The organism is Nostoc sp. (assembly GCF_036917635.1).
Classification (GTDB): Bacteria; Cyanobacteriota; Cyanobacteriia; order Cyanobacteriales; family Nostocaceae; genus Nostoc.
Map to the genome: position 1 here is coordinate 12,628 of NZ_JBALCW010000009.1, position 15,836 is coordinate 28,463.

Annotated in this window: 21 protein-coding genes and 2 pseudogenes; 14 read left to right on the plus strand and 9 right to left on the minus strand. The window is 40.3% G+C overall.

The window, feature by feature from the left end; all coding sequences use genetic code 11:
* Nucleotides 1-2 precede the first annotated feature (2 nt).
* From V7K32_RS02180 to V7K32_RS02195, 4 genes are all read left to right on the plus strand, one after another.
* Nucleotides 3-359, plus strand: a complete 357-nt coding sequence (locus V7K32_RS02180) for a hypothetical protein (RefSeq protein ID WP_334989922.1) — start codon at nt 3-5, stop codon at nt 357-359.
* Nucleotides 360-372: 13 nt separating this feature from the next.
* Nucleotides 373-933 carry a WGR domain-containing protein gene (locus V7K32_RS02185; protein ID WP_334989924.1) on the plus strand — a complete coding sequence of 187 codons (561 nt, stop codon included), beginning with the start codon at nt 373-375 and terminating at the stop codon, nt 931-933.
* Between the two features lie 56 nt (nt 934-989).
* Entirely contained in the window at nt 990-1,214 is a 225-nt protein-coding gene (locus tag V7K32_RS02190) for a hypothetical protein (RefSeq protein WP_334989926.1), read from the plus strand.
* A gap of 240 nt (nt 1,215-1,454) precedes the next feature.
* Nucleotides 1,455-1,730, plus strand: coding sequence for a hypothetical protein (locus V7K32_RS02195; RefSeq protein ID WP_334989928.1), 276 nt, complete (start codon nt 1,455-1,457; stop codon nt 1,728-1,730).
* A 110-nt stretch (nt 1,731-1,840) separates the two neighbouring features.
* On the opposite strand, the gene V7K32_RS02200 is transcribed toward V7K32_RS02195, so the two are convergent.
* Complete coding sequence (locus tag V7K32_RS02200) at nt 1,841-2,833, minus strand: hypothetical protein (protein WP_334989930.1); 993 nt, start codon at nt 2,831-2,833, stop codon at nt 1,841-1,843.
* A gap of 193 nt (nt 2,834-3,026) precedes the next feature.
* Nucleotides 3,027-3,374, minus strand: coding sequence for a hypothetical protein (locus tag V7K32_RS02205; protein WP_334989932.1), 348 nt, complete (start codon nt 3,372-3,374; stop codon nt 3,027-3,029).
* A 205-nt stretch (nt 3,375-3,579) separates the two neighbouring features.
* On the opposite strand from V7K32_RS02205, the gene V7K32_RS02210 reads away from it, so the two are divergent.
* Nucleotides 3,580-4,317, plus strand: a complete 738-nt coding sequence (locus V7K32_RS02210; protein ID WP_334989934.1) for an SDR family oxidoreductase — start codon at nt 3,580-3,582, stop codon at nt 4,315-4,317.
* 248 nt (nt 4,318-4,565) lie between these two features.
* Here V7K32_RS02210 and V7K32_RS02215 read toward each other — a convergent pair.
* Nucleotides 4,566-4,904: pseudogene (locus tag V7K32_RS02215) on the minus strand (hypothetical protein); the annotation flags it as partial.
* A gap of 980 nt (nt 4,905-5,884) precedes the next feature.
* On the opposite strand from V7K32_RS02215, the gene V7K32_RS02220 reads away from it, so the two are divergent.
* The gene (locus V7K32_RS02220; RefSeq protein WP_334989938.1) at nt 5,885-6,028 is read left to right on the plus strand and encodes a hypothetical protein; all 144 of its coding nucleotides are present in this window, start codon (nt 5,885-5,887) and stop codon (nt 6,026-6,028) included.
* A 58-nt stretch (nt 6,029-6,086) separates the two neighbouring features.
* Nucleotides 6,087-6,377 carry an XRE family transcriptional regulator gene (locus V7K32_RS02225; RefSeq protein ID WP_229475544.1) on the plus strand — a complete coding sequence of 97 codons (291 nt, stop codon included), beginning with the start codon at nt 6,087-6,089 and terminating at the stop codon, nt 6,375-6,377.
* A gap of 474 nt (nt 6,378-6,851) precedes the next feature.
* Here V7K32_RS02225 and V7K32_RS02230 read toward each other — a convergent pair whose 3' ends face one another.
* Complete coding sequence (locus tag V7K32_RS02230; RefSeq protein WP_334989941.1) at nt 6,852-7,196, minus strand: hypothetical protein; 345 nt, start codon at nt 7,194-7,196, stop codon at nt 6,852-6,854.
* A 690-nt stretch (nt 7,197-7,886) separates the two neighbouring features.
* Here V7K32_RS02230 and V7K32_RS02235 point away from each other — a divergent pair.
* The 5 genes and pseudogenes from V7K32_RS02235 to V7K32_RS02255 all read left to right on the plus strand — a co-directional run.
* On the plus strand, nt 7,887-8,504 hold the full coding sequence (locus tag V7K32_RS02235) for a Uma2 family endonuclease (RefSeq protein ID WP_324978105.1): 618 nt from the start codon (nt 7,887-7,889) through the stop codon (nt 8,502-8,504).
* A gap of 77 nt (nt 8,505-8,581) precedes the next feature.
* Nucleotides 8,582-9,496 (plus strand): hypothetical protein, encoded by a 915-nt coding sequence (locus V7K32_RS02240; RefSeq protein ID WP_334989944.1) that lies wholly within the window; start codon nt 8,582-8,584, stop codon nt 9,494-9,496.
* Between the two features lie 136 nt (nt 9,497-9,632).
* The gene (locus tag V7K32_RS02245; protein WP_334989946.1) at nt 9,633-10,181 is read left to right on the plus strand and encodes a hypothetical protein; all 549 of its coding nucleotides are present in this window, start codon (nt 9,633-9,635) and stop codon (nt 10,179-10,181) included.
* 97 nt (nt 10,182-10,278) lie between these two features.
* Nucleotides 10,279-10,551, plus strand: coding sequence for a hypothetical protein (locus V7K32_RS02250; RefSeq protein ID WP_334989948.1), 273 nt, complete (start codon nt 10,279-10,281; stop codon nt 10,549-10,551).
* A 554-nt stretch (nt 10,552-11,105) separates the two neighbouring features.
* A pseudogene (locus V7K32_RS02255) lies at nt 11,106-11,486 on the plus strand (hypothetical protein); the annotation flags it as partial.
* Between the two features lie 382 nt (nt 11,487-11,868).
* On the opposite strand, the gene V7K32_RS02260 reads toward V7K32_RS02255, so the two are convergent.
* Nucleotides 11,869-12,201, minus strand: coding sequence for a hypothetical protein (locus V7K32_RS02260; RefSeq protein WP_334989950.1), 333 nt, complete (start codon nt 12,199-12,201; stop codon nt 11,869-11,871).
* A 182-nt stretch (nt 12,202-12,383) separates the two neighbouring features.
* Entirely contained in the window at nt 12,384-12,659 is a 276-nt protein-coding gene (locus tag V7K32_RS02265) for an HU family DNA-binding protein (protein ID WP_334989952.1), read from the minus strand.
* 207 nt (nt 12,660-12,866) lie between these two features.
* On the opposite strand from V7K32_RS02265, the gene V7K32_RS02270 reads away from it, so the two are divergent.
* Together V7K32_RS02270 and V7K32_RS02275 are read left to right on the plus strand one after the other, a co-directional pair.
* The gene (locus V7K32_RS02270) at nt 12,867-13,298 is read left to right on the plus strand and encodes a hypothetical protein (RefSeq protein WP_334989954.1); all 432 of its coding nucleotides are present in this window, start codon (nt 12,867-12,869) and stop codon (nt 13,296-13,298) included.
* A 131-nt stretch (nt 13,299-13,429) separates the two neighbouring features.
* Nucleotides 13,430-14,395 carry an aldo/keto reductase gene (locus tag V7K32_RS02275; RefSeq protein ID WP_334989956.1) on the plus strand — a complete coding sequence of 322 codons (966 nt, stop codon included), beginning with the start codon at nt 13,430-13,432 and terminating at the stop codon, nt 14,393-14,395.
* A gap of 39 nt (nt 14,396-14,434) precedes the next feature.
* Here the strand turns inward: V7K32_RS02275 and V7K32_RS02280 are convergent, their stop codons facing one another.
* The 3 genes from V7K32_RS02280 to V7K32_RS02290 form a co-directional block, all read right to left on the minus strand.
* The gene (locus tag V7K32_RS02280) at nt 14,435-15,043 is read right to left on the minus strand and encodes a GMC family oxidoreductase (protein WP_334989958.1); all 609 of its coding nucleotides are present in this window, start codon (nt 15,041-15,043) and stop codon (nt 14,435-14,437) included.
* Between the two features lie 10 nt (nt 15,044-15,053).
* Nucleotides 15,054-15,197: a hypothetical protein gene (locus V7K32_RS02285; RefSeq protein ID WP_334989960.1), complete on the minus strand. Its 144-nt coding sequence runs from the start codon at nt 15,195-15,197 to the stop codon at nt 15,054-15,056.
* A gap of 50 nt (nt 15,198-15,247) precedes the next feature.
* Nucleotides 15,248-15,836: SDR family NAD(P)-dependent oxidoreductase (locus tag V7K32_RS02290; protein WP_442938685.1), on the minus strand; the 589-nt coding region annotated here is incomplete at its 5' end.

Genomic DNA, 15,836 nt, shown 5'->3' on the forward strand with positions numbered 1-15,836 from the left:
ACATGACGACAGACTTAGTTACTTATTACGGGCAGACTCCAACTATTGACCAACTGGTTGATAAATATGGTGTGTATTTAGAGAAATTGGACAGAAAAACTAAGCTTATGCTCCGAATGGCATTAGCAACTTACATTTTTACGTTAGAAAAAGACAGTTCTACTAAGCATACTGTTGCTGAGGCACTTGAGGATGCATTGTCTAATCTGGGCTTATTAGTTTCATATCCATTGTATAAAAACTTGTTTGAGGATGTCTGCTCTGTTTTAAATGGGCTAACAGCACACGAAGCGGAAACAATACTTGAAGCTCTACAACATCAAATTAGATGGGGCAACGCCCGTCAATTCGTGAATTGACAAGATAAGAAATATGGAAATCTATTTAGTCTTTGTTGATGCTATCAAGAACAGCAATAAGTTCTGGAGTGCCAAGGTTGAAGACAACAATTTAATTGTTGAATGGGGACGAGTTGGCTACAAGTCTCAGACTAAAACTCATTCTTTAAGAAGCAATCAAGAAGCTGTTCTCAAATATCGTAACCTAGTAGCCGAAAAGATGATGAAAGGCTACAGAAGAAGTCAGTCAAAAATCGATAGTAATTGTGAAGTTTCTGAAATCAATAGAGCGATTGAATTACTAGAGATTATTCGTCCTTATGTAGAGCAGAGAAATTTTTCCGTTGCTTATATTAATGCCCTAAATCAATATCTAAAGATTGTCCCAACACCTTTGGGGATGCAAATTGACTACCACAGAGTTTACCGCACAGTAGAAGATATTGACTATCAGCGAGAGTTACTCAATTCTCTCTTAACGACACCTGCACCACAAGTTGCTGTAGTAGCTGTTGTTCATGCCCCTGAAGCAGCAGCAGAACCCAAGGTAGTCAGTCTCAAGACTATCTGTAAGAATTTTTGGCGACATTTGTGATTATAAAGGCGCGGATGTAAGCTTTTGGTAATAAGTAATAATAGGAGCAAAAAACAATGTCTAATGCAGAAATACTACATTATGATTATTCATGTGGGGAAGATGAAGAATCAAGTTGGTTGTGGATCGCAAAGATGGAAAACCCAGGGCTTCCTGAACCTCATTGCTATTCCCTGGTTTTTAGCGCCGAAGGAACTCATGCAGCAGCGCTAATTAGAAATTTTCAGCCTTTATCTGGAGATGAAGCACAAGATTATGCCAAGCAATTAGCTTTTGGCTAAATAAAAAATAGAAGCTAAATATTCCCCAGTGCAGTATGTGCTGGGGGATATTTTTAACTGACTTTCAGCTTAATCGCTTGTTTATCCTCTGAGTTTTTTCGTATAACATCGCTTAAGCATTAGAATATTTTTTCTGAATTGGGAAATTTTATGTAAATTTAACCACACACACCTGACGAAAGTTTACAATATAAATACTGAAACTAATCTAGTTACAACCAACAGGCTTTGGTTTGACCCATGACTGATAATAAACAAGTTGTCTGCCAACTTACTCAACAAAAACCGAAACGTATTTTAGTTGTAGCTCCAAGTGAACTAGCTATCCATCATCGTCACAGACAATCCTTTCAAACACCGTCTAGTTTAAGCGATTACATTTTCAAAGCCATCGCTAAATTGTCCATCGTCAGCGCTATGCTGTTTGGCATCAGTGCATTAGGCTACTGGGGATTAGAAATCGTTTGGAAGTATTATTTTTTGCTTTTCATACTCTATATGCAAAAGTTCAGCTAAAAATATTTCTAAAGACAGTTGAATGCTTCAAGTAAAGAGTATATGTAATCACGGTGAACAATTAGAGCTTTTGAGGTAGTAAGGAAATATATGTATTAAAGTTAGAAATATTAGTTGCAATTAATACCTTTGAAATTGGGAAAAAATTCGACAGCTGCACAAGATACCAGCATCGGATCTTCAATGGGAGGATTTGTATGTGCAACAATGTGAGCAGCAGTAACTTTTTTAAAAGTCCATGACAAATTCTCTTTTCTGGAATTAGCAATTCTTTTCACCTGAGTGTAAAAATATTCCCCACGATTCAAACGATTAGAACCTTGTTTGGCATCACAACTATAAGTATCATGTTCACTTGAAAGGAGTTTATTATCTTTCGTACCTAAAATTATAGTCATTGGTGTGCTGAACGCCGTTTTTAATTCCACAGGTGGCAGTTGATTTCCAGTCTGTTTTCTTAAACCACAGGGATACTCCATATATTTGTCAGGTACAGTATAGGAACCAGCTTCCGCAGCAACAGCTTTTCTGATCCGTGCATGAGGCATAAAAATAACCATCCGATGTACAAATTGCGCTCCAGCAGAATGACCGTATATATAGTAAGTACTTAACTGAAGTTTTTCACTTTTCTTCACCAAATCAAAAATATTTTCAATGTCTGAAAATGCCCATTGGTCTTGAGATTTTAGTTGCTTGAGGGATTTTGTAAACATATTCCCCAGGTTATAACTAGCATATCCGGGAAAGTCCTTTTGTGTAAATTGAGGGGCAAGTAGGATAAAGTTTGTCTGGCTATCGCTATTGGAATTATAGATTTTTCTCCAATCACTTCTATAATCTTTAGCATTACGTTTTTCTCCATGCATAGCAAATACTATTTGAGTATTTGAATTCAATCTATTCGGTAAATAATAATACACAGGAATAGACCAATCAGCATCTTTAACTTGATAGATAAAACAACCCTCTCCTGTTGTTAATAATCTGGAAGTACAATTATCTTGTTCAAAGTTTTTGGCATCAGCCTGAGATATTTGAACTAAATGAACAAAACAAAAGTAAACAAATATACTCGCAGCAATCGCAAGAAATCGTTTCATAAATAAAAGCTTTTAGGAAAAATTTTATCTAGGCGTTTGTAATCAATACAGTATCATTTAATGATGAAGTCTCCTAGTAAATATGAAATGGCGGTACGGCTACGATTTATTATCGCTAGCTCACCCATTCCAATCAATCAGCACCCCATCCACAACCGCAATTCCCCACTGCGGATACTTCGCCAGCACCTTCTTAATCACAATCTGCTTTCGCAGGGTCATCATTCCAGCACTCTTGCAAGAAATCAAAACTCGGATTCTGCCCCGAATTCGCCGCAACTTTCAGTTTCTGCATACGCTCCGGTCGCGCACTTGCCCTTGCAACAATCGCCTCATGCGACCACTTTTCAGCATTTGTAGCAGACACGGCGGAACTTTCACATTCATCAACTGCTTTGACTTCTTCACCCGAAACTGAATTTTCAACTAACAACGAAGTAGGATTACCCTGTTCTACTTCCTCCTGTGTTTGATTAGCGTAGACGTGAAACGGCTTGTCGTTAGACATCGCTGCATTCGCCAACAACGGAACCAACCGCACTGGAAAGAGGTGTCCAAAAGCACAAACTTCAAAGACGGCTAAAAAATGGGTGTTGCTAGATTCGCATGATGTCTGATGATACTATGCTAAGAGGAGCGGTGGGAGCCGCAGTCTTTCCTCAAGAGAGCAGCTAAATTTCTTTTCCTAACTTAGAGCGATTGTCCAAGGTTTTTCAGAGCATGGAAAACCATAAAGAGAAATCCAAATGAACTACGACATCAAAGACAAGACCATTTTGGTTACGGGCGCAAATCGCGGCATCGGCAAGGCGATAGTTGAGTCGTTTATTGAACACGGAGCCACCAAAGTCTATGCGGCTGTTCGTCAGATCAACAGTGTCTCCTCATTAATTGAACAATACGGTGATCGGGTAGTACCAATTCAGATTGATTTAGGTGATCCCCAATCTATTGTTGCTGCTGCTCAAACTGCCCCAGATGTGCAAATAGTTATCAATAATGCAGGAGTATTTCTTGCTGGAACTCCCTTAGCTGAGAATGCGATCGCCGCTCTCGAATTTCAGATGAAGATCAATGTATATGGATTGATTTACATGGCTCAGGCGTTTGCCCCGGTACTCAAAGCCAATGGAGGTGGTGTCTTTGCCCAAATCAATTCTGTTGCTTCGCTCAAGGGTTTCCCCGACTCTGCCACTTACTGTGCTTCAAAAGCTGCGGCCTATTCAATCACCCAGGCATTACGAGAACTATTGAGTGAGCAGGGCACGATTGTGCTAAGTGTTCACCCTGGCCCGATTGCCACGGATATGGGCGATGCGGCAGGAATGAGTGAGGTTGCACAGCCACCAACACTTGTGGCAGACGGGATAATAAAAGCTCTCAAAGCTGGGGATTTTCACGTCTTTCCTGACTCGATAGCGAAACAAATGGGCGATGCTTATAAAAGCTTTGCAGAAAATGTCATTGAGGTGTCATCAAGTTAACTACATTGCAGGGTAATGCTCTAGACAAGGGGATCTGGGTATTAAATAGCAAGCCCAAACTCTTCTCGATTGTACACATTCACTACTCCTCCTAATTCAGCAGCACCCCATCAACACAAGCAATGCCCCACTGCGGAAACTTCACCAGCAATTTCTTGATCACGATCACAAGTGCCGGATCATTATTCCAGCATTGCTCTAAGAAATTTGTATTTAGTTGTCTAAAAAGTTACTGATACACTGAAAGCCTATTGAGGTTGCCAGAATCTCAACTCGTTCCGAAAATACCTGCTTGTTTTTTTACCTTCGTTCTTCCAGTGATCCCAAGCAACCAGCACCTCATCCTCGCCCAAATCCTCCACAACTTCACCTCTAGCTAGATATAAGGTGTAGTAGGGGTCAGCGTAGGCAACGACAGAACCGACTTGGATCACCGGAGGATGAGAAGCAATTTCGAGAGCAGTGATTAATTCTGTTTCCTCAGTGGTAAGTTCCGCCCAGTAGTCTGCTTTTATTACCTCATACTCTTGCGCCACTGCCCAAAACTCCTGCCAAGTACATCCAGGTTTAGCTAGCACTGCTCTAATAGGCTAGACTGTGCCAAAACGGGAAAATTGTACGCTAAGGAATTAGTGCAAGCTTCAAAAGCTATACAGAATAAGCCTTTAAGCAATTTAATTTTCAACAATTCATTCTTTCAGCTATCCGAACCGTATTGAGAGCGGTTCCTTCTTCTTCAGATGGGTTTAGAGTCATTTTGACTACATATAAATTTATAAAAGTATTACAGTTTTCATAGGATTTATTTTCAAATAAATCTGCATATAAAATCTTGATTAATTTTCAATGATATCCTTAATTATAATGATTACTTTAGCTGTATTAATTGCACAAAATTTATAGCGTTTGGGAGCAATAATGGAATATTAGACAGTTTATAGTTTATGGCAGCATCTCCATGAGCATAGCCTAAAAAGCTTTAAATTCAGTCATATTGGTCAATTAGCGGATAGAGTAAACATAAAGGTTAATAGGTAACTCTACAATTAAAATGATTTTGCGCTACTCAAAAGTAGCTTCATTACGTGCAAAAAAAGTTGTACAAAAGTGTTTCCTAAAATTCTCACTTCCGATGAGTAAATAGCTGTTAGATAAATTAATATAGTATCGTTGAGATGAACATTATTAGCAGTGCTAATAATGTTCATCAAAAGTATTAGTATTTCTCTTGAACTGTTAACTGAGGGATAAAACAAAAAATGTTTTTCAGCAATGGCTGAAACCTAAGTCTCACAATGGTTATAGCGTTTGCATTAATTCCTTAGCGTACAATTTTCCCGTTTTGGCACAGTCCTGCCTAGATGTGATTTTAAGAAGATTTCGGACAGCCTTTGGAAGGAGAAGTAGGACAAATTGTAAGCTGAAATAGCTAAAACTTTGTTAAGGGAAAAATGAAGCTATTATTTAGTCTGACAAAAGTTTACAGTTAGCTTTAGTCACCTGGGTGGCATTAACATACCCCTTGGGTATCGCGTATTTGCCTATCTGCCCAGACTGGGGCATTTAGTTGATTTCTGAATCACACCAAAAGTGTGTCAGCATTATAATTGGCTTACATTTTGTAAATGAGTTTGGCAAAACGATCGCGTTGCTTCCTGGCTGGCGATCGCTTTTGCGTTATCACTACCTCAGTGTAATCAAAAAACTCTAAAAGTACAATTTAGTGTTGTAAATTAGAGGAGAGCTAAATGACAGAGGAGGTCTGCTTTGTGAAACTGTCCTATGTATCTCGTTTTACTTGGGATGAAGAAACAGCACAGCGATTGAGAAAACTACGGGGTAAAACTAGCCGAGATAAATTAGCGATTCAAGCTGGTCGCAGCAATACTTTTATCCAAAACCTTGAATGGGCAAACCCTGGAAATAGACCAGAATCAATTTCCAAAGAAGATGCGTTTGCTATTTGTAATGCGCTTGATGTACCTATTTGGAAGTTATTTCCAGCGTTAGTAATCAATCCTGAAAGTTTACAAGAAATATGCAAAACTCTATTGACATAATACAATATGGTGTTGTAAATTATATGTACAAGAGAGGAATTGAGCGCGATGCCTCTCAGAGAAAGGAAGAAGTGCTCAAAACTCAAACCAATCAAATTGAATTAGCAACAAAACTGTTAGAAACCAATAGCCGGCGGGATAAGTAGCCGCAGCCTAAAACTTGTAATGGCCAAGCCACCGGAGATGATTCCGATGACCAAACTAAGTCTAAAAACTGGTTGTAAAAACTTCAATCTTTCCAGAATTAAGGCGATTGCGTACTCAGTAGTATGCAATCGCCTTTTCAATCAATTCTTATCACATCGCTGTACATAGGACACGGTAATATCCCAATATCTTCTCTACAGCTTTGTGCTGTCTGGTGTTCTGACATCAGTTAATACGCTTTACCCTTGAACACTTTTATAGAACCCATTTGAGATATATACAGGAGGGCAATCGAATTTGGCTGAACTAGGAGCTAAGTTACAAATTTTATAGATTGATCGTCAGGATTTTTTTCTTGCTTTTTTTGTCGCTCAACACGACTGTATTGTAGGGTAATGTATCCGTTAAGAGCGGAATTGGCAGCTTAAAACTGGGGCTTTTATGATCGAGTTCGCCTAAATCAATGCTTTTCGTTATATCGCCATCTGTCGCAAGATTTGCGGTAAGTTCGCCTTTATAATCTTCAATTAAAAAGTCTCTAAAGAAAACGACTGCCCCACCCTCAGGATCTATACCAAGGATGACCGTACCGCTGAAAGTTGCGCCTTTTCGTTCTTCATCAACCGTTGCCACTGTGATTTCCGAGGGGTCTTGACCGGACTTATCTGCCATAAACTTTTTACTCTTGTGAATTCTCAACAATTGAAAATGATTTTACAAGAGCGCTATGGGCGATCGCAAAACTCTCAAGACGTATTTCTGCATCGGTCTTGCAAATGTATAGCCAAGTTACTTCTGGTTATACGCCTAATTGGAAGATTGAGTAGGGATGAGTAGGGGCCCAAAGCGATCACGAAGCGTTGCTGCAAAGCAGATCGCATCGCAGAAACCTGATAAAGGGGAGACGTTGAGAAGTTTCCAGATAACTTGATCCGACCTTGCCTCGGCAGTAGAGTGCCCTTATCTGTGAACTGACAGGTTTATGGAGTCCAAGGATATATAGAACCCATTTGATATCTATGCCTGAGCTAACCGCTTAAGCATGAGTCTGATAAAACATAGATTGAGCTTGGCAGTCGCATGAGGCAATGTTTGCTCAAAGTTCTGTTTGTAGGGTGGCTGTTGAATCCTTTGCTCTAGCTCCGGTGACTAGTGAAGTGCCACACGTTAGCTTAAAGTTAGCGGTAGCATAAAATTAAATAAATCTGCACAGTACAGTGGACAGGAGAAATTAGAAAAACTGTCCACTTACCAATTTGAGAACGAGATCCTTTATTTAGATGTAAAGATAGAAGCAAATCTAAAATTTTTGCGTGATCAAACATTCTGTCGGTATCAGTTCAAATTTGAAGAGATAATACGATGTTTCAAGCTTTACCAGAACCAGTTACTTTTGAAGAATTTCTAGAGTGGAAACCAGAAAATGGCAGATATGAACTATACAAAGGAGTAATAGTAGAAATGCAACCAACAGGAGAACATGAGCTAGTTAGAGCATTTTTGATTAGAGAACTCAATTTTGAGATTCGCAGATTTAATCTAGCTTATACTATTCCTGGTCAAGTATTAGTCAAATCAGTTGACAAGAAATCTGGTTATATTCCAGATGTATTAGTATTGAATCTTCCTAACTTGGTCAATGAACCACTCTGGAAAAGAGCATCAACAGTTACTCAAGCAGAATCAATTCCATTAGCCGTAGAAGTTGTAAGTACAAATTGGCGTGATGATTATTTTCTAAAATTTGGTGAGTACGAGGAAATTGGGATTCCAGAATATTGGATTGTTGACTATGCTGCTCTTGGTGGAAAGCGGTTTATTGGGAATCCTAAACAACCGACAATATCAGTTTATGCTTTAGTCGAAGGTGAATATCAAGTTACTCAATTTCGAGGAAATGACCGGATTGAATCACCTACTTTAAGAGAGTTAAATTTAACTGCTGAACAAGTTTTTCAAGCTGCTTTAGGACAGTATTGATTAAGGCTAATACTTTCCAAGTCAACGAAAGCGATTTTGGTATTGGTATAAACTATCCTTCGCAATTTGTCCTTTGAATGACCCAAAAATTTTATAGTCTGTTTGTTGAGCATTATCTCGAAGGCTTGCTTTCACCGTTAGGTAGCGTAGAAGTTAGCGGCGTAATAACCGATTCAGAAAGGCGGGGAATTGTTCTGTTTTTTCCCAAAGGGACAATTCAAACCGGAAGACACTCACTTGGATTACTTGCTAAAGTTGCTCAAAGTGATTGTTCAATAGAAGTTTATTATGAGCAAATTAATGAAACAGAAGTCCGAAACTGTCTTCGTAAACTTTTGAGTGTCTTTTCAATTTTGAACTGTCGGGCATCGGTAGAAGGGAAAACTTTAGATGATAATGATTTACCTCGTTTATGGATTGTAGTACCATCAGCTTCGCAAGATTTACTCAACAGTTTTGGCGCACAATTAGAGCTAGAAAACTGGACTACTGGAATATACTTTCTGCCTAATGTTTTTAGACTTGCAATAGTAGCTATTAACCAACTACCAGTTATTTCAGAGACTCTATGGTTAAGGCTTTTGGGACGGGGAGTAATTCAAAAACAAGCAGTAAGTGAACTCATTGCGCTTCCTTCATCCAACCGACTACGCCGGAATGTACTGGAAATAATTTACCGATGGCGTATCAGTGTAATGGCACAGACAGAATTAACCAGAGATGACCAGGAGTTAATTATGAATTTGACAGAAGCTTACCAAGAAGCAAGAGCGCAAGCGGTACAAGAAGGAGTAGAGCAAGGAGTACAACTTGAACGCCGTCAGGTTGTAGAAAACTTGTTGAGATTCCGGTTTGGTTCTGTGGATGAAGAGTTGTCAAGAGTCGTCGATAATTTGTTGCAGTTAGCACCAGATGACTTTGCAAGATTTTTACTGGAATTGTCTAGTTTATCCTGTGAAAAGTTGTTAGCAAGATTTAATTCACACGGATAACCTGTAACTACAAATAATTATTAGTTGAAAGCGCTTTTGTGAAATCAAGAGCGCTGTTTTATTGGCTCTACGCTTCATATATCACAATTAAACGGCTGCGCCAATGCAAAAGTGAAAATGCTTTTGGAACAAACAAATGAACTCTCAAGAAAATGCTGAACTACTTGCTGCTTTGATGCGCCAAGAGGAACTACTCAAGCAATTAGTTGCAGCAATCAATAAGCCGAAATTGGGATTGCATTCGGAAGCTGGCAGTAGCAAAATCTACTGCAATCGTCACAACGGTTATCTGTGGTACACCCTAAACAACAGTGAAGCAAGTGCGATTACCCAAACAGCCTTAACTGGATATTTGCGAGAACTGAAATTCGAGAAGTGTGAACGGCGTGGGAAAGAAGTGCATAAACTGTTAGCTACAATTCAGGCTGATCGAATGTACATTCTCGAATCTGGTCATGATACTCACTTTACCAAAAGTATACTTGCTGCGATCGCAACTTTGACACCGCAACAGCTTTATTCTCCGGTGACAATTCAGCCACAAGCAGGAACAGATGAGAACGTTCTGTTTTGTCGGGTTTGGGTAGAGTCGGAGTTAGTTATTGCATCCTACAACGATGAAAGCAATTGGCGAGAAATAAGTAAACAAGCAATTGCTGTAGTCAGGGCAGCGGCGGCGTTCTAACTTGTTCTAAACAGGGCTTGAGAGACTGTAGTTATAAGTTACTCAAGCTTTGTCTACAGCTAATACGTGCTGTTCAACTATTCACAACTAATCACAGATGACTACAACAATCGTTCACCCCAATATCGAAAACTTACAGCAGTTTTCCGATTCGTTCGACGTTGAGAAACTATTGCAATCTGAGGGAGTCTTGCCGTGGCTTTTGGCTAACGGTTGGGATTACAACGATGAAGTGAGTTTGATTGCAAACATTGTTGATGAGTCCAATAGTGTTGATGAAGTTTGGGACTCAGAGGAGTTTGACTTTAAGGCACTACTAGATGAATCAAAGTCAAAATTAAACCAGATGTTCGAGCATTTCTATCTTTGAAAGAATCGGAAAATTACATTATGCGTGAAAAACTCTACAGTCAAACTGATTAAAGTTAACTGTAGAGAAAAATCGATTCCACAAAAGATTATCGCACACTCTACTTCAATGCTAATCAGATGGAAGGAAATTTGATTAAAGTGTATGACGCGACACTGTTAAGCTCATCAAAGGTATACCAAATAAACGGTACGCTTTGTCGATATCTGGGTGATTCAGGTACTATCCAACATCCACAGTATTTGTTTCTACCTCTGCCCAATCAAAGGAAAAAAGCTAGCTTTCGACTAAATCGAAACAAACTTATGAGTCGTTGCTACGAAGTCGAAGGTATGACTTATAACAAGCCCGTAGTACAGGATAATTCACAGCAACTCCAGCTATTTTAGCAATGTCAACACACAAACCACCAGTCATTAAAAGACATATTCGGCTAAAAGATAGTTCTACAAAGGTAATCTATAGAGCTACTACAGACATTCACAAGTTGAAAACTAGCTACAAAGAAAGCTTCGCTTAATCTGAAGTGAAAATAATGATTGAGGTGAATAATTATGGTACAAGCAATTGACAACCCTATCGCTACAAATTTTCTAACTGATGCAGTAGTCGAACGTCACAATTTCTCACAATTAAATAAAACCCGCATCAGATTTCGTATCCAGTTGAAGAAAAGTACAAAGTCTGCTGCTCCTAAATGGGCAGATGTCTTAAAATCTGAAGTGTCTGAAATCGAATCAGACCTCGTTAAAGTCACAAATTCCGAAGTCGGTCTGCGAGGTATTAAGGTATTCAAAAAGCTTGATGAAGCTGCTGCCCAACTAAGGCAAGAGATTGCTTCAGTTCAGGAATGGATGTCTGCTGATACTGGTGATTGGGTTTGTCCGATTGATTTGGCTCCACTTGTTTGGAATCAGTTAATTAATATCAGAGATGAATGGCACTAAGAAAAGCTATAAGCTATGCGGGACATGATTTTCTTCAGTAAACGCTATTTTAAAATACCCAAAAAAGCAATAGCGATCGCACCCTATCTGATGACCACAGTCTAATGCCACACTTGTAAACATGAAACCTTTGCCATACATGGGTCTGAGGCTGATTAACTGCTGAAGGTAAGGGCATATTCAATTGTTTGGTGTAATTTACTAATCTATGGAATGATCTTGTTGATTGCTACTTAGGACTAAATTCAATTGATTTTAATAATTCGTGAGCCTGCTAGCCGTGAAGAAATAGACGAAATCCAGAGTGCGGATGGATGGATGATACTGTTTAGAGCGTTCATCGCAGACGTTGGCCTAGCAATCGCTCTAACTACTTCCTTGCGCTTAATGCCTGCTGACTTAATTGCATTACAATATTTTGGGGCAATGGATCTATGACAGCATCAGTCGGCAGAGATTTAATAAAAGCTGTTACCTCTTCCCCAGTTTTGTATTTCCCTTCACTCCAAGCATCAGCAATCTGTTTAGCTATTTTATTAGCATCCTCTCGCTGATTATGGGCAGTAATGGACTGGATATCATTTACAGGTAATGATATCCATGTCTGCCAAAGTCCCGTAACTGGATGCTGAACAATCCCTGTGGTCAGTTCATTGTCCTCAAGCACTGATTTTTTCTTTGGGCCACCGAATCCTTTAAACATGATTTTCTTCAGTAAACGCTATCTTTTCAGAATGCCCAAAATAAATGCAGCGATCGCGCCGCGCTTTTTTTACATCTGCAATTCAACACTCACATTCCACTTACCGTTGCCCCACGCTGCCTTGAGAACAGCGAACGCTACAGCTTTGCAGTGATTGGATTGCTAGTGGCAAAGCAATTCATCTATGGCGCTACTTTTTCTTTAAACGCCTTGCCAGCAGAAAACGCAGGTACTTTAGTGGCTGGGATAGTCATTGGCTCATTGGTTTTCGGATTACGCCCCTCACGTTCGGAGCGTTCGCGTCGCTCGAATGACCCAAAGCCAACGAGCGTTATCTTCTCCCCATTAGCTACAGCTTCGGTAACAACTGACAAAAAAGCACTGATGACTTCATCAGCTTGCTTTTTTGTGATGTTGGCTTTGGCTGCTACAGCATCCACTAGTTCACCTTTGTTCATAAATCACCCTGAAGAATTGCCAGTAACGGAAATCTAGCATTACTAGCTTTTATTAGCAAAGGGGAAAAGGAATAATTTCTAGCAACATACGAAAATTAACAATGCACGGCTACTGCTGTATCGATAGATGGTTTATTTTTTGAGAAATTTACGGTAGCTTGTCTTTAGTGAAAGTAAACACTACCTAATATCAAAATCAAATTAGTTATGCTTAGATTACGGGCTGTATGGTTCACTCCGGTAGCTGCTGCGCTTTTAAGTTTTGGACTAGGTACAAAAAAAGTAGTGGCGCAGATACAATATCCATTTTCAGCTATCTACAATTCAGAAACTACTCTTGAACCGATCGCAGGAAACATTTTAAAAATAACCAATATAGGTGAAAGTGCTAATGCGCCATACGGTCTAACTAGACTTGTAAATATCAGCTATGGCAATCTCGATAATAATACAGGTGTGATTACAATTGAGCCAGATCCAGCAACGTTTGGGTTAAACGACTTACCACTTGGTAACATTACAATTTTTGGTCAAGGAGCAGATAAGCTATTCGGAACCACCAGAGGTAGTGCTACCCTTGACTTTCAAAATTTTGTGGGCACGGTTTCTAAAGACTTGATTTTGGATGATTTTCCATGATAATCTGCGTTTGGATTTTAAAATCCGGTTTACCGATAGCTTTATCGTAGCTTTAATAGCATACTGTATTTTTCATTTGAATTAGCCATAGTTGGCACAAGTAATTCTAAAACTATTTTGAGAGAAAACTCATGGCCATTACAGAAAGACGTAAACTTGGACGTTCAGGGCTAGAAGTATCACCAATATCTTTTGGTGGAAACGTTTTTGGGTGGACAATTGATGAAAATAGTTCATTTGAGATTTTAGATCGCTTTATAGCGGCTGGAGGTAATTTTATTGACACAGCCGATGTCTATTCCAAGTGGGTTGCAGGAAATATTGGTGGAGAATCTGAGACAATTTTAGGAAAATGGCTCAAGCAGCGTGGTCATCGTCACCAAGTGGTGATTGCAACTAAGGTTGGCAACGATATGGGTGTTAAAGGCAAAGGGCTTTCTCGCCAACACATTCAACAAGCTGTTGAAGACTCGTTGCAGAGGTTACAAACTGATTATATCGATCTATATCAATCGCATATCGACGATGAAAGTACTCCACTTGAAGAAACTCTTGAAACCTACGCAGAATTGATTCGTCAGGGAAAAGTACGTGCAATTGGTGCTTCAAATTATAGTGCAGAGCGTCTGTTACAGGCATTAGAAATTAGCCGTCAACATGGTTATCCTCGCTACTATTGTCTTCAGCCCCGTTATAACTTGTATGACCGAGATGGTTATGAGCAAGATTTACAACAAATTTGCCAAGAACACTCAATTGGTGTGATTAGCTATTCCTCTCTGTGCAGTGGCTTTCTCTCTGGTAAATATCGTTCAGAAAAAGATTTGTCTATTAGTCTGCGTGGTAGTTCTGTAAAAAGATATTTAAATCCTCGTGGTTTACGAATTCTAGAGGCAATAGATCGGGTGGCAAAGACTTATAATTCTACTCCCACCCAAGTTTCTCTGGCGTGGCTCATTGCTAATCCTACCATTACCGCACCTATTGTTAGTGCAACAAAAGTTGAGCAACTTAACGATATCATCAAAGCTGTCAATATAAATCTCGACCAAGATGCTATTGACCTTCTCAATCAAGCCAGTTCTTCAAACAGCTAGTATAGCTACCTTAATTGTGAGTATGTCAAGCAGTGCTTGCTATAAAATGCCACCTGCGGCTTTAATTAAATCGGCTGCTTTTTCGCCAATCATAATAATGGGCGCGTTTGTGTTGCCCCTGACCAGAGTTGGCATGATCGATGCATCCGCAACCCGCAATCCCTTGACCCCATATACTCGCAGTTCGGGATCTACCACTGCCATTGGGTCAGTGCCCATTTTGCAAGTGCCAGCCGGATGATGTCCAGTACTGCAAGTTTCCCGGATGTAGGCAACGAGTGCTGCATCGCTAGTCACACCAGCACCCGGAGCAATTTCCTTACCGCCAAACTCATCAAAACCACGAAACTGAAACAATTGCCGCATTAATCGAATCCCGGCAATGAGAAGACGCACATCAGCTTCACTTTGCAAATAATTCATCCGCATAACTGGAGCGTCTTTGGGATCAGATGAGCGCAAACTGACACTGCCAATGTTTTGGAAATGAGTCAAAGAGACTACACCCGTGAATCCCCAGTTGGGACGGACATAGCCAGGCGGTAAATATATATCGGGGCTGAAGAAGAACTGGACATCGGGTGCAGCCTCCAGGTTGCCCTCGCTATGAAAGAACAGTCCCGACCTAGCACTCTCAAAATTAGCCAAAGAGCTTATTCTAAAACGGTTTGAAGCCGCTTAACTGAGCCAGTGGAAAACCGAGATAATCCTTGATGTAGCGATCGCACTCCCCAGAATCTGGAACGGAGTGCAGAAAAGAATTGTGGTTTCCTGCAACAACAGATGTCGCAACATGAAGCAATCATGGAGAACTCCCATAATCTTAACTGCGATCGCTGGAGTGATTAGTAATCAGGGGGCAGTGTAACCACCATCCATCAGGTGGAAGCTGCCAGTGACGAAAGAGGCTTGCTCGGACAATAGGAAGCTAACCATGTTTGCGACTTCCTCAGTTCGTGCAAGGCGACCTAAAGGGTGCAAGTCAGCCATCTGCTTTCGCGCTGACTCTGGCAACTCTTGCATCTGGGGTGTATCAACATAACCTGGCCCGATTGCAGTCACCCGAATGCCCTGGTTTGCATATTCCAATGCTGCTGCCTTTGTCAGACCGATAATGCCGTGCTTGGCAGTGACATAGGGAGCAATACCCGCTACTCCGACCGCACCAGCCGCAGATGACATATTCACAATTGCCCCGCCACCACTTTGGATCATTGCTGGAATTTCGTATTTCAGTCCAAATAAAATGCCGTTAAGATTAGTCGCAATCACACGATGCCACCATTCAATCTCATAATCGGCGGTACTAATCCCATGCGGCCCGGTAAAGCCAGCATTATTGACTGCTAGGAGAGGCGTTATTAGATTTTTCTGTTGTGGCGGATTTAGAAGCTTGGTTAAATCAGCAAGCCGGATAACACATAGAGCATGGTAGTATTTG